Below are 19,410 nucleotides of genomic sequence, written 5' to 3'. Positions count from 1 at the left end.
CGGGCCTGTCCGGGGCGGGTGCGAAGGGATAAACTCGTACCGGACCCGGACGGCGGCGAGCGAGCCTCGCAGAGCCGGGGGCGGCACAAGCGCCGATCGTGTGGAGTGAAACGTGGCTTCGACCCCCGCCCCAGACCGGTGGTACCGGCGCGGAGCGGAGCAGTGACCGGCGAGCCTCCCGGCGGCCGCAGCGAGTCGGCCGGCGCCGGGACGGTGGGGGACGTCATCGAGCTGCTGGAAGTCCTGTGGGAGCACGGCCGCGACGCGGTCTCCTCCTCCCCGGTCTCCGCTTCCCAGCTGCGCGTCCTCTACTGTCTGGACCGGGATGAGGGGATGAATCTGCGCATGCTGGGGGAGATGCTGGGCTCGGCTCCCTCGTCGGTCAGCCGGCTGTGCGACCGCCTCCAGGCGCTCGGCTTCCTGGAGCGGCTGCCCAGTCAGGTCAGCCGACGGGAGCTGGAACTGCATCTGACCCACCAGGGCCGGAAGTACCTCAGCGATCTGCGGCTCCACCGCGAGGAGGCGCTGACCGTGACATTGGAGGCGATGTCGCCCAAGGCGCGCGCCGTGCTCTACGAAGGGCTCAGGGCGTTCCGTGAGGCGACCGAGGGCGCGGCCCCGCTCGCCCGGCTCGCCGCGCTGCGGGAGGTCGACGACCGCTCGGCCTGATCTGTCCGCCGACGGTGCGTCGGCGTCCCGCGCCGGGAGTCGGCGCGGGACGCCGCGCGACCGGCGCCGGGCTCACCGGAGACGGGCTCCCCGGAGACGGGGCTCGCGGGCCCCGGCGGCTCGGCTGCGCTGTCAGCTCGGTTCCGCAGTCAGGGTGTGGTCGCGCAGGTGGTGCATCAGCGAGATGAGGACATCCCGGCTGGATTCGCGGCGCCGTGCGTCACAGACCACGATCGGCACACTCGTCGGCAGGTCGAGTGCGGACCGCAGTTCCTCGGTCGGATAACTGGCCGCGTCCGGAAAGGCGTTGACGGCGATGACGAACGGCACCCCCGCCTCCTCCAGCCTTCCGATCACGTCGAAGCTGACCTCCAGCCGCCGGGTGTCCACCAGGACCACGGCTCCCAGCGCGCCTTCGAACAGTCCGTTCCACAGGAACCAGAAGCGCTGCTGCCCGGGCGTGCCGAAGAGGTAGAGCACCAGTTCCTCGTTGAGGCTGATCCGCCCGAAGTCCATCGCCACCGTCGTCTCGGACTTGCGTTCGACCCCGGCGAGGTCGTCGATGCCGGTGCTGGCCCGGGTCATCGTCTCCTCGGTGGTCAGCGGCCTGATCTCGCTGACCGAGCGGACCAGCGTCGTCTTGCCGACGCCGAATCCGCCGACGATGACGATCTTGACCGCGGACGAAGCGGAGGAGGGAAGCCGGTCGGCCTCCCGTGGCTCCAGGACCGTGTCAGAGCTTTTGGAGTCCATCGATTACCGCCTCAATCAATGCGATGTCGGGAAGAGAGCTGGCGGGTTCGCGTGCCTCGACCCGCCCGTCGGTCAGCAAGTCGTCGAGCAGCACACCGGTCGCACTGGAGGGCAGGGCCAGATACGCGGAGATCTCGGCGACGGAGAGCGGCGAGCGGCAGATCCGCAGGATCGCCGCCAGTTCCGGCTGCATGCCCACCCCGGGCTCCTCCCGCGAGACGATCAGCGTCACCAGGTCGAGCCGGACCCGCTCGGCGTCCGCCTCCCGCCCCCCGGTGATCACATACAGCCGCTCCGGGCCGCTCTCCTCCCACCCGTGGCCGTTTTCGCTCACGGCACCTGCCCGTCGGTCCGTGGCGGGCTGGTCAGATGAGCACCGATGCGGGCCACCAGATCGCGCATGCACTGACCGACCAGCCCGGCATCCACCCCCTCGTCCGCGAGCACGGCGAGGTGCGCGCCGGCGCCGGCGGCCATCAGGTACATGAAGCCGCCGCTCACCTCGATCACCACCATCCGCATCCGCCCGTCGCTCTGCGGGAACTCGGCGGCCACCGCGCCGGAGAGGCTCTGCAGACCCGAGCCGATCGCCGCGATCCTGTCCGCGGTGTCGACGTCGGTGTCGTACCGGGCCATGCACAGGCCGTCCGAGGACAGCACCACTATGTGACGGGTCTGCGGGACGCTCTCGGCGAGGTCCTTAAGCATCCAGTCCATGTCCGCGCGGTGATCCATCGGCTACTCATCCTTGTCTGACGTGTCGCTGTTGGCGCGAGCCGGGTCCGGCGCCGGTCTGTCGCCGTGCAGCCCGCTGTGGAGTTCGGCCATCCATACGCCGGGTGCGGGTTCCTCGTGTGCGGTGGCGGCGGGGCCCGGGCGCGCCGGGCGCGGAGCTGCCGCGGGCCGCCCGTCTCCGCTCGGTCGGCGGCGCCTGCGCTGCGGCAGGCCGCTCGGCGTCCGCTCGGGCGCCTGGTCCTGCTGTCCGTCGGCCGCGGCCCCGCCATCCGGATGCGCGGCGGCGACGCCGTCCGGCTTCTGCGCCGCCGGGGCGGTTCCGGCGGGGGCGGGAGTGGGGGCGGCCTCCCGGTGTCGGGCCGCATCGGCCGCCGCGCCGCGGTGCTCTCCCGACTCCGGCCGCGGGGCGTCGGAGGACAGCGGCCGCAGGCCGGAGGCGGCGCCGATGCCGTGTGCGCGGCCCTCGGCCGGGGCGGTGGTGATGAGGCTCTGCGGCACGGTCAGCACCGCGCGGACCCCCCCGTAGGCGGAGGGCGGCAGCGAGACCTGGAAGTCGTACGCCTGCGCCAGCCGGCCGACCACGGCCAGGCCCAGCCGCGGCGACTCGCCCAGGTCGTTCAGGTCGATGCCGGCCCGGGCCTCCTTGAGCATGCGCTCGGCACGGGCGCGGGCCTCTTCGCTCAGGCCGACCCCGCCGTCCTCGATCTCGACCGCGATGCCCATGTGCACCTCGACGGCGGTGAGATGGACGCGGGTCTTGGGGGGCGAGTAGCGGGTGGCGTTGTCCAGCAGTTCGGCCAGCGCGTGGATGAGCGGTTCGACGGCGGGGCCGACGACGGCCACTTCCGCGACGGAGTGCAGTTCCACCCGCTGGTACTCGATGATCCGGGACATCGCGCCGCGCAGCACGCTGTACAGCGGGACGGCCCGGTTCCACTGGCGGCCGGGCCGGGCCCCGCCGAGGACGGCGATGCTGTCGGCGAGGCGGCCGATGAGCGCGGTGCCGTGGTCCAGTCGGAGGAGGTCGGTGAAGAATTTGGGCTCGTTGCCGTGCCGGTCCTCCATGGTGCGCAGATCGGTCGCCTGCTGGTGCACGATGGCCTGGACGCGGCGGGCGACGTTGACGACGCCGCGCTGCGCCGAGTCGCGCATGGTCTCCTCGGACTGCACGGCTTCCACGACGGAGCGCAGCAGGGCCTCGTGGGCTGCGCGGAACCGCGGGCCGAGTCCGCCGTCGACGGGGTAGGAGCGCAGGACGTCCTGGGAGAACTCGCCCTCCTCCAGCCTCGCCACGGCGCGCGGCAGCACCTCCTCGGCCAGCCGTACGGTGGCGGCCTCCTGCTCCTCCAGGTGCCTGCGCAGATCCGCCTCGCGTGCTGCGGCCTCGGCGCGGAAACGTTCCGACTCGGCCCCGCGGCGCACGAGTTCCGCCGTCACACCCGCGAGGACGGCGGTCGCCACGGCGCCGCACACCAGCACCGCGATGCGGGAGGAGGGCGGGACGAGTGCCGCGGCGAGCACGGTGGCCAGGACCACGAGGACGGTGGGCACCCACCACATCGTTCTGGAAGCGGGCCTTCGACTTCCGGACGACACTTCGCGACGGACCATCAGCACCCTCTCAACAGCATAAGATCGACATCATGACCAGCGATGCGTGGCACCAGCCGGCACGACTGCCGACTCGCCGTACGCGGAACCCCGTTGCGGGGAAAGGACTCTGGCCGCGGCCTGGTCGTTGTGGCGTCAACTCGCAGAACCGTTCGCAGGATAGCCCTTTCTGATCTTCGTACGCACATGCCGTTCGCATAGTCGGACGAACGCCCCTCTGCTCCGCTGTCCGGGCCCCCGCTCCCGCCGGTGCGGCCCGCGGGATCGGGGCCGCCGCCGCCCGGCGCGTGCTCCGGTTCGGGACGGTGCGGTCACCCGCCCGCCGTGCACCGGGACCCGCCCCGGCCGCGGCCCCGGGGAAGCGGCGGCCCGGGCTGCGGCACGGTGACCTCGCCGCCGGACGGAGCCGCCTCGCCCGGCGGGGATGTGCCTCCCGGCGGATGTGCTGTGCCCTGATGTGCCTCTCCACGGCCCGCCGTCCCGCGCGCTTGGCCGGTACGGGGTGCCTCGCAGGTGTTGCCGTGCGCACGGCCGGGTTGTGCATCCGCGGGATTCATGGCAAAGGGCGATAGACCATGCTGCATGACTCAAAAGCGTCCTGGCGCCGCGAAGCGCGGTTCCCGGCTCGCGGTGCGGAGCGTTGCCGGACAGGTCTTCGTACTGCAACTGGCGATCGTGCTGCTGCTGGTGCTCGCCGCCGCCGCGGGCCTGGCCTGGCAGGCCCGACTGGCCGACGTCCGCAGCGCCCGGGAACGCTCCCTGACCTGTGCCGCCACGCTGGCCCTCTCTCCCTCGACCGCCGCTGCCCTGCGCTCGCCCCGCCCGACCGGGAAGCTGCAGCCGGTGAGCGTACGGGCCGGTCGTGAGTGCGGGATCGACTTCGTCGCGGTCCTCGACCGGCAGGGCGTCCGGCTCAGCGACCCCCTCCCGCGGCTGATCGGCAAACGGGCCTCGGGCGACTTCAGCCGGGCGCTGGCCGGCCAGTCCTACACCGAGCAGTTCGAAGGCCAGCCCAAGGATTCCGTCCGCGCGGTCGCCCCCGTGCAGGACCCGGACGGCACGGTGATCGGGCTGGTCACGGCGGGCGTCGACCTGGCGACCGTCTCGGCCAAGCTGGACCGCGAACTGCCGTGGGTAGGGGCGGGCGCCGCGGGCGCCCTCCTCCTCGCGACCCTGGGCGCCGGGCTGGTCAGCAGGCGGCTCAACCGCCAGACCCGCGGCCTGGGGCCGGCGGAGGTGACGCGCATGTACGAACATCACGACGCGGTGCTCCACGCCGCGCGGGAGGGCGTGCTCGTCCTGGACGGTACCGGGCGGCTGGTGCTCGCCAACGACGAGGCGCACCGGCTCCTGCGGCTGCCGGACCACGCGCAGGGGCAGCAGATCGACGACCTGCGGCTGGAGCCGGGCATCGCGGGGCTGCTGGCCTCCGGCCGCTCCGCCAGCGACGAGGTGTATGCCGTCGGCGACCGGATGCTCGCCGTCAACCAGCGCCCCACCGGTTCCGACGGCGGCCCGGCCGGGTGCGTGGCCACGCTGCGGGACACCACCGAACTGCGGGAGGTCGCCGGCCAGGCCCAGGTCGCCGCCCAGCGCCTGGAACTGCTCTACACCGCGGGTCTGCGGATCGGCACCACGCTCGACGTGGTGCGCACCGCCGAGGAACTGACCGAGGTCGCGGTCCCCCGGTTCGCGGACGCGGCCACCGTCGACCTGCTCGAACCGGTCATCGGCGGGCAGGAGCCGCTGCCCGGTCCGTCCACCGCCGCCGTCCGCCGGGTCGCGCTGCGCTTCGAGGGCGGCGCCGTCCCGCCGCTGCAACCGGTGGACAGCAGCCCCGCGGTTCCGCCCCTCTCGGGCCCGGGAGGGAGCGAAAGCGGAAGGGAGGACGGGACCGCCGGGGGCGGCGAAGGCGGCGGGCGCGCCGGAGACGCCGGAGACGCCGGAGACCTGGCCGAGTCGGTCCTGGAGCCGGATCTGGCCGCCGCGACCGACTGGCGTGCCACCGACCCCGAGCGCGCCGAACGCATGCTCCGCGAGGGCTTCCACTCGTTGATCATGGTGCCGCTGCGGGCCCGCGGCACCGTGCTGGGCCGGGCCTGCTTCTGGCGCCGGGACCAGCGCGCGTTCCAGGCCGAGGACCTGGCCTCGGCCGAGGAGCTGGTCACCCGCACCGCGGTCTGCGTGGACAACGCCCGGCGCTACGCACGCGAGCACGGTCTGGCCGTCACACTCCAGCGCAGCCTGCTGCCCGGCGGACTGCCCGAACAGAACGCCGTCTCGGCCGCCTACCGCTATCTGCCGGCGCGGGCGGGGGTGGGCGGGGACTGGTTCGATGTCATTCCGCTGCCCGGTGCCCGGGTGGCGCTGGTGGTCGGGGACGTGGTGGGTCACGGACTGCACGCGGCCGCCACCATGGGCCGGCTGCGCACCGCGGTGCACAACTTCTCCTCCCTGGATCTTCCCCCGGAGGAACTGCTCGCCCACCTGGACGAATTGGTGATGCGCATCGACCAGGACCCCACGCTCGGCCCGGACACCGCCGCGGTCACCGGAGCGACCGTGCTGTACGCCATCTACGATCCCGCCTCCGGCCGTTGCCAGTTCTCGGGGGCAGGCCATCCGCCACCCGCGCTGGCCTGTCCGGACGGCACCACCGCCGTCCTGGAAGCCCCCGAGAACCTGCCGCTCGGACTGGGTGCCTCGCCGTTCGAGACCCGCACCCTGACGTTGCCCGAAGGCAGCCGGCTGGCGCTGTACACCAACGGACTGGTCCAGGTCCGCAGCCGCGATCTCGATGAACGGCTGGAGATGCTGCGTGTCGCGCTCTCCGGCACCGGACAGGGGCCCGAGGAGACGTGCGCTGCCGTGCTGGAGGCCATGCTGCCGGACCGCACCAGCGAGGACCGTGACGACATCGCGCTGCTCGTCGCCGAGACGCGGCTGCTGCCGTCCTCCCGGATCGCCCGCTGGGAGGTCCCCAGCGACCCGGAAGCCGTCGCCCCGGTGCGGGCCGCGTGCGCGGCCCGGCTGGTCGAATGGGGTCTGGAGGAGACGGCCTTCACCGCGGAGCTCATTCTCAGCGAGCTGCTGACCAACGCCATCCGCTACGGGGCGCCTCCCGTCACCGTGCGGCTCCTCTGCGACCGCTATGTGACCTGCGAGGTCTCGGACAGCAGCAGCACAGCACCGCACCTTCGGCGCGCCACCACCGTGGACGAGGGGGGCCGGGGGCTGTTCCTGATCGCGCAGCTCGCCCAGCACTGGGGGACCCGCTACACCGCGGAGGGGAAGACCATCTGGGCCGAACTGTCGCTGGACGGTGCACCGTCGGAGGTGCCGCTGGTGTGACACCGCGGCACGCGGCGGCTACTTGCCGCCGCCCAGCTCGAAGAGGAGGAACAGGAACCCCGCCAGCAGATGACCGGCCACCACGTACACGAACAGCCGCAGCGCCAGACCGCGCGGGAAGCGGCCGTCGCCGCGCTCCTCGCCCGGTTCGTAGCGGCGCTCGCGCCGGGCAGGCGGCTGCCGGGAGGCCGGCGCGGACGAGGGGGACTGCGGTTCCGGTGCCTGCTGGTGGGAGGTCATGGCGGGCCCTTCTGTGCGCACGCGGGAAAGGGGGGGCTGCGGTGGGACGGGGTGGCTGGTGCGCCGGCGCCACCGGTGGCGCCGGCGCACGGTCCGCGGCTCAGTGCCGCGGGGTGCCGCCGGGCGCGGTGGCACCGGCTGAGCCGGTCACGCACAGTTCGGCGGTGGGGGACTGCAGGAGAGTGTGGACGAAGAGCAGGTCCGCGCCGTCCGCCGAGACGGCCTCCAGCCGGTGCGGAGTGAGCGAGTCGAAGTGCGCCGAGTCCCCGGCCGCCAGCGTCTCGGTGACCTGGCCGAGCGTCAGCCGCAGTGCGCCGCGGCGCACATGGATCCACTCCTCGCCCGGATGGACGCGGACGAGGTCCCGCTGTGGGCCGCGCGGCACGTGGACCTGGAGGGCCTGCATCGCGCGTCCGGCCTGTCCCGCCTGCCGGTAGTGCCATCCCCCGGCGTCGACGGTCGGTGTCTCCTCACCCCGGACGATCGCGTCGGCGGCCGTGGTCGTCTCGCCCAGCAGCTCACCGACGGTCGTGCCGTAGACGCGGGCGAGGGTGAGCAGGAGCGGCAGCGACGGCTGCCGCTTGCCGGTCTCCAGCCGGGAGAGGTGCGCGGGGGAGAGGCCCGCCCTGCGCGCCGACGCCTCCAGGCTCAGCCCACTGCGCCGCCTCAGCAGGCGCATGCGGGGCGCGAACGCGGGCGCTTCTCCCGCCTCCGGCCCGGGTGCCCCATCATGGGGAGGGTTCGGACTCATACCCTGATTAAAGACACTCTTCGCCTGTGGGGCAAAGGCTTTGCCTCACAGGCAAAACTGCTCCAGGCCGGCCCCGCCGTGAACCGGGCTCCCGCTCCTCCCGTGGTGACCTGTGAGGACGTCACATCCGCTCGGCACGCCGGGTGGTGAGCGCCGCACGCCTGTGGAGCGACCGGCTTCCACGAGCCCTTGACGAAGGTCCATACCTTCGGCACCGTTCTCTGCCGTGACGTGAGAGCGCTCACCCACCCCCACACTGAAGGAGCGCATCATGAGTCCGTCGATCACGCCTGTGCGGAACCGCTCCGCACGAAGCAGCCGTCGGCGAAACCCCTCTCCCGCCGGCGCCCCGGCCGCGCCGACGAGTGCCGCGCACGGCGCCGCACCGCTGGCCGACAACGATGTCGGTCTCCCCGTTCCCCCCACCGCCGCCGTCAACGGAGGTTCTGTCCGATGAGTCCCGTCAGCCGCCGCGCGCTGTTCCGCGGCGCCGCAGCCGCCGCAGTCACCGTCCCCGCCGCCGGGCTCGTCGCTCAGCAGGCGACCGCGGGCAGCCTCTTCCGGCCGACCGCCGCCGCCGGACTGTCGTTGAAAATCGTCAACAACAGCGGCGCCTACGACAACGGGTCGATCCACCTCTACATCGTGGGCAACGACGGCACGAACCAGTGCCACGTCACGCCCGAAGGCGAACTGAAGCCGGTGCAGATGTCCGACAACGGCCCGGACGGCTACACCGACTACGCCATCCCACTGACCGGCACCGAGACGGTCGTCTCGCTTCCGGAGATGTCCGGCCGCATCTATGTCGCCTGCGGCGAGAAGCTCAAGTTCAAGGCCGTCGAGGCCGACACCGGCGCCGCCCTGGCGTACCCCGCCGCCTGGGTCGAGTCCGACCCCAACTACCCGGTCGTGCACGACTGTGCGGAGTTCACGTACCAGGGCGGCGCGATGTACTGCAACACCACCATGGTCGACATGTTCAGCGTGCCGCTGGCCATCGGGCTCAAGGGCACCAAGCAGCAGACCACCGGCACGCTCAAGCCCGGCGCCCGCGACCGGATCTTCGACTCGGTGCGTTCCGTCGAGGCGTTCTCGCAGCTCGTCATCGATGACAAGCGCGTCATAGCCCCGGGCCACGGCCTGGGTGCCGGCCGTTTCGCGGAGGACTACTTCGCGCCGTACATCGACCAGGTCTGGGCCGCGTACCAGAGCAAGGATCTGAAGGTCACAACCAACGCCGGAACGTTCACCGGCCGGGTGGCCGGCGACCGGCTGTCCTTCTCCGGCCCGGCCGAGGTGTCCTTCGGCAAGCCGTCCACCAAGGACGTCCTCTTCTGCGACGGCGCGCTCGCCGCACCCAACGACGGCACCACCGGCCCGGTCGCCGCCATCCTCGGCGCCGCCTTCAACCGCACCACCCTGCTCTCCGCCGCCGACCAGCCCACCACCGACCCCGCCGCCTTCTACCAGGGCGACCTCACACACCACTACGCCAAGGCCATGCACGCCGCCACGGAGGACGGCAAGGCGTACGGCTTCGCCTTCGACGACGTGGGCGGTTTCGCCTCCTACATCGAGGACGGCGCCGCGAGCGAACTGACGCTCACACTGACGCCCTTCGGGTGACGGCCGCGGCGGACGTCCGTCGTCCGCCGCCGGTCCACGCCGCCTTCCGTGGCGGGGGCGGCGTGGACCGCCTGACCGCCCCGGGGGGCACCCGCCCGACCCGGGCGGCGCCGAGGCGCGGGAGAGCCGCGCCTCGGCGCGGTGCCGGGCTGCTGCCGCACCGGGGAACCGCGGGCTCAGCGCCGCTCGGCGCACACGAGGAAGATCCTGCGGACGCCGGGCACGCTCCGCGGGGACACCGGGTCCCGCCAACGGCCGTAGTGGGCGCTCTCGTCACCGGGCTGGACGACCTCGGCGGTGAAGCGGTGTCTCTCGAAGAGGGCTTCCGGGTCGTCGGTGCCGAACCGCCAGGGGCAGCCCCACCGGGCGAAGACATCCAGCTGGCCGCGTGCCTGGGCCGAGGTCAGCGCCTCGGCGTTGACCAGATCCCCCGCGACCAGACTCCCGGTGGCGGTGACGGTGCGGATGCGTTGCAGCAAGCGGTGCACCTCGTCCTCGTGCAGGTAGGGAAGCACGCCCTCGAGGAGCCACACCGAGGGCGCCGTCGCGTCGTATCCGGCCGCTTCCAGTCGGCGCTCCCAGCCGGGAGCGGTCAGATCGGCCGCGATCATCCGGTGTGCCACCCGGGGGTGCGCTCCGGTGAGCCGGCGCTGCTTGTAATCCAGCACCGACGGGCGGTCGATCTCGTAGTAGCGCACCTCCGGCGCCCACTCCAGTCGGTAGGGGCGGGAGTCGACCCCGGAGGCGGCGGACACGATCTGGGCGTGCCGGCCCCGGGAGACGCGTTGCAGGAGATCGTCGAAGAAGCGGGTGCGGATGGCGTTGACGTCGAGGCTGTCGGGCATCGCGCGCCGCCGGTGCGGTGGGAAGGTCGCGCCCCACATCTCGTCCAGCAGCTTCGGCCCCTCGTCGCCGCACAGCTCCTGCGCGTAGGGGTCCGTGTGGAGCCGGTCCGGCCGTCGGCTCTCCAGCGCACGCATGGCGGCGGTCAGCAGCGCTGTGCGTCCCACCGCGTCCATCGTCTCGGTCATGACGTCCTTTCCGGCGGCCGTCCGTCGGCTGCTGACTTCCGGTGTCGGTCGGCCGACGGCCCGGTCAACGGCCGTCGGCCACGGCCTCGATGATCGACGCGTGCGCGGAGAGGGTGTCCACCCGGCGCACGGTCAGTCCTGCCCGCGCCAGGAGCTGCTCGTACTCCCGGCGCGTGCGCCCCTTCCCGTCGAGTACGGTCATCATCAGCATGTCGTGGGTCTTGCCGGGATGCGGCTCGTTCCCTTCCGGGATCAGACCGTTGACGACCAGCAGCCGGCCGCCGGCCGGAGCCGCGCGGCGGCATGCCCGCAGGATCCGCACGCACTCCTCGTCCGGCCAGCCGGCCAGCACGTGCTTCAGCAGGTAGACGTCGGCGCCGGGCGGGACCGCGGCGAAGAAGTCGCCGGCCTCCGCCTGCCACCGCCCGGCCAGTTCGGGGATGTCGAGCACGTGCGAGGCGATGGCCGGCTCCCGGTCGAACAGGACACCCGCCACCGCGGGGTGGCGCAGCAGGATCGCCTTCAGCAGCCCGCCGCGCCCGCCGCCCACATCGACCACGCTCCGCACCGAGGAGAAGTCGAAGGCGCCCGCGACATCGTCGCTCAGCGTCTGCGAGAACGCCGCCATGCTGGCGTGGAAGGCCGCCCCCACCTCGGGGTGCGCGGCGAGGTGGTCGTAGAAAGGGAGACCGTAGACCTGCTCGAAGCCGGTGCCACCGGTGCGTACCGCGTCCGGCAGCCGGGCCGCCGGGAGCCAGAAGACGTCCTCTCCGCGCATCATGACGTAGTCGCGCAGCGACCCCTCGACGCCGGTGCGCAACGGTTCGGCGAGCGGGGTCAGGTGGAAGCGGCCGGCCTCGTCCTGGCGGAAGACGCCCTTCGTCGCGAGGAAGCGCAACAGCCGCCGCAGGTGCGGACCGTGCGCCTGAGCCGACTGCGCGAGCTGCTCCGCGGTGCGCGGGCCGTCGGTCAGATGGTCGGCGATACCCAGGCGGGCCGCCGTGTGGAGGGCGGCCGAGTAGAGGTAGCCGAAGGACAGCTCCAGCAACTGGCCGGCCGGGTCCGCTGCGGCCGCCGGAGCGTGCTGGGGGTCCGGGCGGGCGGCACTGGTCATCAGCTGGGTCCCCTCTCGTCGCGCGGGTCGCGCCCGGGTCGCGCGGCTGTCGTGCTCGCGCGACGCCGTCTCGACGGCTCGTCCTCCCGGCTGCGGCACGGTCGCTTGTCGCACGGTTCGGGGCAGTGTGCGCAGGGAGGGTCGTGCGGTGGTCGAGGGGTGCAGGAGGGGAAGCGTGGCCGATCGGACGTCAGCGTCGTCGACTATCCGTCATGTCTGCGTCAAGTCTCGGCCGAGTCCGTTCGCGGACGATCGGCCGCTCCGTACCCGCTCCACCCTCACCGGTACCGCAAGGAGGCACTCCATGGCCGACGCATCCGCCCGCACTGCGGCACAGGGCTTCGCCGACGCGGCCGAGCAGCGCCGCGCCAACCGCGCCACGGTCGAGAAGTATCTGGAACACACCAAGGGCCGGAACCGGCTGCGCCGCCACGAGCTGTTCGCCGAGAACGGCAGCGGGGGACTGTGGACCAACGACACCGGCGCCCCCATCGAGATCACGGGGCGCGCTCGCCTGGCCGAGCACGCCGTCTGGTCGCTGAAGTGCTTCCCGGACTGGGAGTGGTACAACATCCAGGTCTTCGAGACCCAGGACCCGCGCTTCTTCTGGGTCGAGTGCGACGGGCACGGGAAGATCAATTTCCCGGGCTATCCGGAGGGGTACTACGAGAACCACTTCCTCCACTCGTTCCGCTTCGACGACCGGGGGAAGATCCTGCAGAACCGGGAGTTCATGAACCCGTTCGAGCAACTGCGCGCGCTGGGCATCCCGGTGCCGACGGTCCGGCGGGACGGCATCCCCACCTGACCGTCCCGCCTGCTCAGACCCCTGCGAACCGTCCGGGAACCCCTCGGGGCTCCCGCCGGACCGACGCGATCCCGCACCTCCACCCGCCCCCCCCCAGGGCGCGGCTCGAGCGGCCCGGGCCCACCGCGGGCCTCGGTGCCCGGTGCCCGGGACCGGCAGCCGCGGGGAGTACCACCGCGCGACAGAAAGGCACCGCTCATGGCAGGCATCCCGCCCATCGCGTCCTACCCGCTTCCCTCCTCCCACGAGCTGCCGGACAACACTGCCGCGTGGAGTGTGGACCCGGACCGGGCGGTGCTGCTCGTCCACGACATGCAGCGGTACTTCCTCGCGCCCTTCCCCGGCACCGTGCGTGCGGAACTCCTCGGCAACGCCGAACGGGTTCGCACCCGCTGCGCAGCCCGCGGCGTGCCCGTCGCCTACTCCACCCAACCCGGCGCGATGAGCGCCCGGGACCGCGGTCTGCTGATGGACTTCTGGGGCCCTGGGATGCGCGCCTCGGCCGAAGACCGTCAGGTGGCCGAGGAACTGGCCCCCGCCGAGGGCGACTGGCTGCTGACCAAATGGCGCTACAGCGCGTTCTTCCGCTCGCCCCTGCTGCGGCGGATGCGCGCGGCCGGGCGCGACCAGCTCATCCTGTGCGGCGTGTACGCGCACGTGGGTGTGCTGGCGACGGCGATGGAGGCGTACGCGAACGACATCCGGACGTTTCTGGTCGGCGATGCCGTCGCCGACTTCTCGCAGGACCGGCACCGGATGGCCCTCACCTACGCGGCGGAGCGCTGCGCCATGGTCGTCTCCGCCGACCGGCTGCTCGCGGAGGTCGCGTCGTGAGCGGCGGACTGTTCGAGCGGGTGCTCGACGACCCGTCCGCGCCGTTCGCTCTCCTCCACCGCTCGCCCGGCACCGGCGCCGACCGCCTGGAGGTCCTCGCCGGGCCGGTCTCCACGCCTCCGACGCTGGCGCGGATACCGCTTCCGGAGCCCCCGGGCCAGGAGCGCCCCGACAGCAGCGGGTGGCCCGGTGGCACCGCGGCCGCCACGGCTCCCGGGGGCGGAGGAGACCGCCATGAGACGCTCGTGCTCATCCCGTACCGCCAGCTGGCCGAACGCGGCTACGCCTGCGTCGACGACGCCACGCCGCTCGTCGCGCTGACGGTCACCGGCCAGGAGTCGCTTCCCCTCGCCGAGGCGCTGCCCCGGCTGCCGCGCACGGCGACCACCCTGGTCAATCAGCGCTTCGTCCCCGGAGACACGGAGTACGCGGACACCGTGCGCCGCGTCGTCACCGAGGTGATCGGGCGCGGGGAAGGAGCCAACTTCGTCATCCGGCGTGACTTCGTCGCCGACCTCACCGACTACTCCGGCGAGCTCGCCCTGGCCTTCTTCCGCCGGCTCCTGGAGAGCGAGTCGGGAGCCTACTGGACCTTCCTGGTGCACACCGGGGAGCGCACGCTGGTGGGGTCGAGTCCGGAGCGGCACATCAGCCTGCGCGACGGCACAGCGGTGATGAACCCGATCAGCGGCACCTACCGCTATCCGGCCGGGGGCCCGGAACTCACCGGGGTCCTGGACTTCCTCGCCGACCGCAAGGAGGCCGAGGAGCTGTACATGGTCGTCGACGAAGAGCTGAAGATGATGGCGCGGGTCTGCGAAAAAGGCGGTCGCCTTGCCGGGCCGTACCTGAAGGAGATGGCCCGACTGGCCCACACCGAGTACTTCATCGAGGGGCACACAGCGCGGGGCGTGCGCGAGATCCTGCACGAGACGCTGCTCGCGCCGACCGTGACCGGGAGTCCTCTGGAGAGCGCGGCCCGGGTCATCTCCCGGTACGAGCGGCAGGGCCGCGGCTACTACAGCGGCGTCGCGGCCCTGATCGGCCGGGACGGGCGCGGCGGCAGGACGCTGGACTCCGCGATCCTCATCCGGACCGCCGACATCGACGCCGCCGGGGAGGTCCGCATCGGCGTCGGTGCCACGCTCGTCCGCCACTCGGATCCGGCGTCCGAGGCGGCCGAGACCCGTGCCAAGGCGGCAGGACTCATCGCGGCCCTGGAACCGGGCTCCGCCCGTTCCTTCGCCGCCCATCCGAGCGTGCGCGGCGCGCTGGACCGGCGCAACGAGCCGCTCGCGGACTTCTGGCTGGACGAGACGGCAGCCTGCCGGACGCCGCCCTCCGGGCGGCATCCGGGAGCGGGCGGCGTCCCCCGCGACGTGGGCGCCCCCGGCTTGTCCACGGCCGCCGGTCCCGCCGACGCCCACGGCTTCGACGGTGCTGCCGAGCTGGCCGGCCGGAGCGTACTGGTCGTCGACATGGAAGACACCTTCACGGCGATGATCGCCCTTCAGTTGCGCGCTCTCGGCCTGCGGGTGAGGGTGCGTCGCCACGACGAGGAGGCCGCGTTCGACGCCTACGATCTGGTCGTGATGGGGCCGGGCCCCGGCGACCCGCGGGATCTCTCGTGCCCCAGGACGGCCCGTCTGCATGCGGCGATCGGCTGCCTGCTCGAGCGGCAGCGTCCCTTCGTCGCCGTCTGCCTCAGCCACCAGGCCCTCTGCCGCCGGCTCGGATTCCCGCTCGTCCGCCGGGACGCTCCGGACCAGGGGGTGCAGCGGGAGATCGACCTGTTCGGGGCCCGTGAACGGGTCGGCTTCTACAACACGTTCGCCGCCCACGCCCGGCACGACAAGACCGATGTCGAGGGTGTGGGCGTGGTGGAGGCGGCGCGGGATCCCGAGACGCAGGAGATCCACGCGCTGCGCGGGCCGCGGTTCGCGTCGATGCAGTTCCACGCCGAATCGGTGCTCACCCGGGACGGCCCGGGCATCATGGGCCGCGCCCTGCGGGCCGCGCTCGGCCGGTGACCCGGCACCTCGGCTTCCGGCCCGGAGCCCGCGGCGACGCGGCCCGCGCCACTCCTCTTCGTCCACCACTCGGAGGCCCCCGATGCACACGTACGTCGTCGTGGACGCGTTCGCCCACCAGCCGCTGCTCGGCAACCCTGTGGCCGTGTTCTTCGGCAGCGACGATCTGTCACCCCGCACGATGCAGCGCATCGCCCGGGAGATGAACCTGTCGGAGACCACGTTCGTGCTCCGGCCCCGGCACGGTGGTGACGCCCGGATCCGCATCTTCACCCCGGTCAACGAGTTGCCTTTCGCCGGGCACCCGCTGCTGGGTACGGCCATCGCGCTGGGGGCCCGCGGTCCTGGGGACCGGTTACGGCTGGAGACGGCCATGGGCATCGTCCCGTTCGACCTCACAAGGAAGCAGGGCAGGGTGGTCGCCGCCCGGATGCGGCAACCTGTCCCCACCTGGCGCCCCTTCGCGCGTGCCGAAGAGCTGCTGACCGCGCTCGGCGTGCAGAAGTCCACGCTGCCCGTGGAGATTTACCACAACGGACCCCGACACGTCCTCGTCGGCCTGGAGAGCGTCGCCGCGCTGTCCGCCCTCCGCCCCGACCACCGAGCTCTGGCCGCTTTCGAGGACCTGGCCGCCAACTGCTTCGCCCCCGACCCCGGCGGGGAGACGAGGCGCCCGGCGCCGGACGAGGAGGGCGCGAGCTCCTGGCGCACCCGGATGTTCTCGCCCGCCTACGGTGTCACCGAGGACGCCGCCACCGGGTCCGCGGCCGGACCGCTGGCCGTCCATCTGGCCCGGCACGGCATGGCACCCTACGGCCGGCAGATCCGGATCACCCAGGGCGTCGAGATGGGCCGCCCCTCGCTGATGCTGGCCCGGGCCGAGGGGACGGTGGAGGCTGCCGGCTCCCCCGCCTCGGTGGACGTGGGCGGCGCCGGGGTGCTGGTGGCGGAGGGCAGCCTGCATGTGTGACCGCGGCGCCGGAGAGGCCCGCTCCGATGACATCCGCGCGACGATCGCGCGGCGGACAGGGAAGAGAGACGGCATGGCCACTGGCAGGTCGGAGACCCTGACCGGGGAGATCGACGTGACCTTTCCCGAGTACCTCTCGCCGCCCGCCGAGCCGCTGGGGCTTCTGCGCGGCTGGCTGGAGTCCGCGGAGGCGCACGGCGTACGCGAGCCGCGGGCCCTGGCGCTGGCCACCGCAGACGCCGGGGGCCGCTCCTCGCTGCGGACCGTCGTCCTGAACCGGGTGACCGCCACCGGCATCGTCTTCGCCACCCACGACGGCAGCCGCAAGGGTCGCGAACTGCGGGCCAACCCCTGGGCCTCCGGCCTGCTGTACTGGCGTGAGACCGGTCAGCAGATCAGCCTGGCGGGCCCTGTCCGCAGGCTCTCCGACCCCGAGTGCGACGCCTTGTGGGCCGCCCGCCCGGTGTTCACCCACGCCATGACCGTCTCCTCCCGGCAGAGCGAGCCGCTCGTCGATCTGACGGACGTGGCGCGGCTGCGGGCCCGCGCCGAGACAGCCGGCGGCCAGGGCCCCCAGCCGCGTCCCGCCGCGTACGTCGGTTTCGAAATCGCCCCCGATTCCGTCGAATTCTGGGCCGACGGCACCCGGCGCCTGCACGAACGGCTGCGCTACGACCGCGCTGCGGAGGGCTGGAGCGCGGTCCGTCTACAGCCGTGACGGCGCGGGGCCGCGCCGGGGGCGGTGGATGGTCCCCGGCAGCGCCTCGCGGGGACAGCCGAGGGCCGTGCCGCCCGGGACGAGTCCGGAGGCGTACGCCGGCGGCCGGGGCGGAGGCAGCGGCCGCCAGCCGTGCGCGGCCGGCCGGGTGGCGGGGCAGTCGCCGTCGAACAGTACGCGCGTGGCGTCGGTCACCCGCACCCCCGCCAGGTTCACGCCCCGGCCGCCGGAGACCCCGGTGGTGGTGTACCGCCAGCGCAGCCGCAGGCCCGCGGGGTACGGGCCGGCCGGCAGCCGGGCGTGCACCCGCTGCCAGCGCCGTCCGTGGTACCCGTACCGTGCCGTGCCCGGTACGGCGCGCCAGGTGCGGCCGCCGTCCGTGCTGTATTCCATGACGAACCGGTCGGTTTCGTCGACGTCCACGAAGGCGTCGTACCGGACGCGCAGCGGCCTCCGCCCACCGTACGGTCGGGCTGGGCCGTCCGGTGGCCTGGTGACCCGGTCCGGAGCGGGGAGCCGCAGCGGACCGGTCGTCAGGGTGCTCTCGGTTTCCGGGAAGCCGTTCCGGCCACCGGCTTCCCTCAGACCGCGCCGCGGGCCGTCCGGCGGCCCGGCGAACCACGAGGGGCCGCCGCCCGGCGCCCGTACCGGAAGCGACCGGGACAGCGCCCGGGCGAGTGCGCGCCGCGCCGGGTTGATCGACGGGGTCTCGTCGCGAGGGTGTACCCGGTTGGTGAGCAGAATCGCGAACGAGCGCGACAGGGGGTCGATCACCAGCGAAGTACCGGTGAACCCGGTGTGTCCCAGCGTCCGCGGCGAGGACAGGGCCCCCATGTACCACGCCTGGTCGAGTTCGAAGCCCAGGCCATGGGCGTCCCCCGGGAAGCGGCTCGTGTGGTTCCTGCCCAGCAGCGTGACCGCGGTCGGGGCGAGGATCCGCCGCCCCCGGTACGTGCCGCCGTTGAGCAGGGTCTGGGCGAGCACCGCCAGATCGTCGACGGTGGAGAAGAGTCCGGCGTGCCCGGCCACGCCCCCCAGGGACCGGGCGTTGTCGTCGTGCACCGACCCCCGCAGCAGACCCCGGGCCGGCCGGGTCTTGAACGAGGTGGCGGCGATCCGCGGCCGCCGGGCCGCGGGCGGGCGGTAGGCGGTGTCATGCATGCGCAGTGGCTCGGTGATGCCCCGCCGCACGAGTGCCTCCAGGCCTCGCCCGGTCACGCGTTCCAGGACCAGTTGCAGGCTGATCATATTGATGTCGGAGTACTGGTAGGCGGCCCCCGGCCGGGCCGACGGCCGGGTCCGCAGGATCGAGTGGCGGCGCGCCCGCGGTCCGCCGTCGACCGTCCACAGCGGTGGCCGGGGCTCGGCCGGCAGGCCCGAGGTGTGGGTGAGCAACTGCCGGAGGGTGATGCCGCCCTTCCCCCGGGCTGCGAACGCGGGAAGGTAGCGGGCGACGGGTGCGTTCGCAGGCGACCGGCGTCGACCTGCTGCAGGGCGACGATCGAGGTGAACAGCTTCGTGAGGGACGCGACGTCGTAGACGGTGCCGGTGCGGGCCGGTACCCGCCTGCGCGGCGGCAACTCCCGCTGTCCGGTGTAGCGGACGGCGTCGCCGCTCGCGCGCCGGGCGACGACCGCGCCGTCGTGCGCGAGCAGCGCCGTGGCTCCGGGGAACAGATACTCCGCGCCGCTCGCGGGGTCGGTCCAGTCCGGCAGTCGGCGCAGGAACTCCTCGACCGGCCCGGGACCGAGTCCCACCCGCGTGGGGGCCGCCCGCCTGAGCACGGTGCCGGCAGGCGCGAATCCCCGCGTCGGCCGGTCGAACCCCCTGCTGACACCGGGAGGCGGCCCCGCCTCCCGGCCGTCGCTCGCAGCCGGGGGCGGTACGGCCCCGAGCAGCCCGGCCAGTACGACGAGCACACTCGCCGGAAGGACGGCGTAGGCAGCAGCCCGCATGCAGCTCTCCTCGGCCTCACCGCTGTCAGAGACGGTTCCGCGCCGACGAACTTACGCGCGTCGCGCTCCACAGCCGGGCACCGGAGGGCATCCGGGTGTGGCCGAGTGCACTGAGGGGAGGCCAAGGTGCGGTGGCTCCGAGGGCTGCAACGCCGCGGGTGCCGGGTACCCACGGGCACCGGTCTCGGGAAGGGTACGCACGTCCGCCGGG

16 protein-coding genes and 1 pseudogene are annotated in these 19,410 nt (G+C 73.1%); 8 read left to right on the top strand and 9 right to left on the bottom strand.

The annotated features are described in order from the left end of the window. Nucleotides 1–162 precede the first annotated feature (162 nt). On the top strand, nt 163–669 hold the full coding sequence (locus P2424_RS01580; protein WP_276474007.1) for a MarR family transcriptional regulator: 507 nt from the start codon (nt 163–165) through the stop codon (nt 667–669). Between the two features lie 132 nt (nt 670–801). Here P2424_RS01580 and P2424_RS01575 read toward each other — a convergent pair whose 3' ends face one another. From P2424_RS01575 to P2424_RS01560, 4 genes are read right to left on the bottom strand one after another with little or no spacing between them, the layout of a single operon-like run. Continuing rightward, nucleotides 802–1,422 carry an ATP/GTP-binding protein gene (locus P2424_RS01575; RefSeq protein WP_276474006.1) on the bottom strand — a complete coding sequence of 207 codons (621 nt, stop codon included), beginning with the start codon at nt 1,420–1,422 and terminating at the stop codon, nt 802–804. Next, nucleotides 1,403–1,756: a DUF742 domain-containing protein gene (locus tag P2424_RS01570; protein WP_276474005.1), complete on the bottom strand. Its 354-nt coding sequence runs from the start codon at nt 1,754–1,756 to the stop codon at nt 1,403–1,405. The genes P2424_RS01575 and P2424_RS01570 overlap by 20 nt, the downstream gene beginning before the upstream one ends. After that, on the bottom strand, nt 1,753–2,157 hold the full coding sequence (locus tag P2424_RS01565) for a roadblock/LC7 domain-containing protein (RefSeq protein ID WP_078534820.1): 405 nt from the start codon (nt 2,155–2,157) through the stop codon (nt 1,753–1,755). Before P2424_RS01565 ends, P2424_RS01570 begins: the two co-directional genes overlap by 4 nt. 3 nt (nt 2,158–2,160) lie before the next feature. Continuing rightward, nucleotides 2,161–3,717, bottom strand: a complete 1,557-nt coding sequence (locus P2424_RS01560; protein ID WP_276474004.1) for an ATP-binding protein — start codon at nt 3,715–3,717, stop codon at nt 2,161–2,163. Nucleotides 3,718–4,350: 633 nt separating this feature from the next. Between P2424_RS01560 and P2424_RS01555 the strand changes: the two genes are divergently transcribed. Continuing rightward, the gene (locus P2424_RS01555; RefSeq protein ID WP_276474003.1) at nt 4,351–7,119 is read left to right on the top strand and encodes a SpoIIE family protein phosphatase; all 2,769 of its coding nucleotides are present in this window, start codon (nt 4,351–4,353) and stop codon (nt 7,117–7,119) included. 18 nt (nt 7,120–7,137) lie between these two features. On the opposite strand, the gene P2424_RS01550 is transcribed toward P2424_RS01555, so the two are convergent. Further along, nucleotides 7,138–7,359 carry a DUF6126 family protein gene (locus P2424_RS01550; RefSeq protein WP_276474002.1) on the bottom strand — a complete coding sequence of 74 codons (222 nt, stop codon included), beginning with the start codon at nt 7,357–7,359 and terminating at the stop codon, nt 7,138–7,140. 100 nt (nt 7,360–7,459) lie between these two features. Next, on the bottom strand, nt 7,460–8,110 hold the full coding sequence (locus P2424_RS01545; RefSeq protein WP_276474001.1) for an XRE family transcriptional regulator: 651 nt from the start codon (nt 8,108–8,110) through the stop codon (nt 7,460–7,462). Between the two features lie 453 nt (nt 8,111–8,563). Between P2424_RS01545 and P2424_RS01540 the strand changes: the two genes are divergently transcribed. Beyond that, nucleotides 8,564–9,739, top strand: a complete 1,176-nt coding sequence (locus tag P2424_RS01540) for a beta-1,3-glucanase family protein (protein WP_276474000.1) — start codon at nt 8,564–8,566, stop codon at nt 9,737–9,739. Between the two features lie 176 nt (nt 9,740–9,915). Here P2424_RS01540 and P2424_RS01535 read toward each other — a convergent pair whose 3' ends face one another. Together P2424_RS01535 and P2424_RS01530 are read right to left on the bottom strand one after the other, a co-directional pair. After that, nucleotides 9,916–10,770: a class I SAM-dependent methyltransferase gene (locus tag P2424_RS01535; protein ID WP_276473999.1), complete on the bottom strand. Its 855-nt coding sequence runs from the start codon at nt 10,768–10,770 to the stop codon at nt 9,916–9,918. Between the two features lie 64 nt (nt 10,771–10,834). Further along, entirely contained in the window at nt 10,835–11,884 is a 1,050-nt protein-coding gene (locus tag P2424_RS01530; RefSeq protein WP_276473998.1) for a methyltransferase, read from the bottom strand. Nucleotides 11,885–12,188: 304 nt separating this feature from the next. Between P2424_RS01530 and P2424_RS01525 the strand changes: the two genes are divergently transcribed. The 5 genes from P2424_RS01525 (at nt 12,189) to phzG (ending at nt 17,244) form a co-directional block, all read left to right on the top strand. After that, nucleotides 12,189–12,692, top strand: coding sequence for a PhzA/PhzB family protein (locus P2424_RS01525; RefSeq protein WP_276473997.1), 504 nt, complete (start codon nt 12,189–12,191; stop codon nt 12,690–12,692). Nucleotides 12,693–12,890: 198 nt separating this feature from the next. Next, nucleotides 12,891–13,526 (top strand): isochorismatase family protein, encoded by a 636-nt coding sequence (locus P2424_RS01520; protein WP_276473996.1) that lies wholly within the window; start codon nt 12,891–12,893, stop codon nt 13,524–13,526. Then, on the top strand, nt 13,523–15,556 hold the full coding sequence (locus P2424_RS01515; protein ID WP_276473995.1) for an anthranilate synthase family protein: 2,034 nt from the start codon (nt 13,523–13,525) through the stop codon (nt 15,554–15,556). Before P2424_RS01520 ends, P2424_RS01515 begins: the two co-directional genes overlap by 4 nt. A gap of 82 nt (nt 15,557–15,638) precedes the next feature. Continuing rightward, complete coding sequence (locus P2424_RS01510) at nt 15,639–16,526, top strand: PhzF family phenazine biosynthesis protein (RefSeq protein ID WP_276473994.1); 888 nt, start codon at nt 15,639–15,641, stop codon at nt 16,524–16,526. A gap of 73 nt (nt 16,527–16,599) precedes the next feature. After that, on the top strand, nt 16,600–17,244 hold the full coding sequence (gene phzG, locus P2424_RS01505) for a phenazine biosynthesis FMN-dependent oxidase PhzG (RefSeq protein WP_276473993.1): 645 nt from the start codon (nt 16,600–16,602) through the stop codon (nt 17,242–17,244). Here the strand turns inward: phzG and P2424_RS01500 are convergent. Further along, a pseudogene (locus P2424_RS01500) lies at nt 17,233–19,199 on the bottom strand (serine hydrolase). The gene phzG and the pseudogene P2424_RS01500 overlap by 12 nt on opposite strands. Between the last annotated feature and the right edge of the window lie 211 nt (nt 19,200–19,410).

Source organism: Streptomyces sp. WMMB303 (assembly GCF_029351045.1).
Classification (GTDB): Bacteria; Actinomycetota; Actinomycetes; order Streptomycetales; family Streptomycetaceae; genus Streptomyces.
Note: the sequence above shows the minus strand (reverse complement) of the source record. Positions and strands in the feature narration are given on the sequence as shown.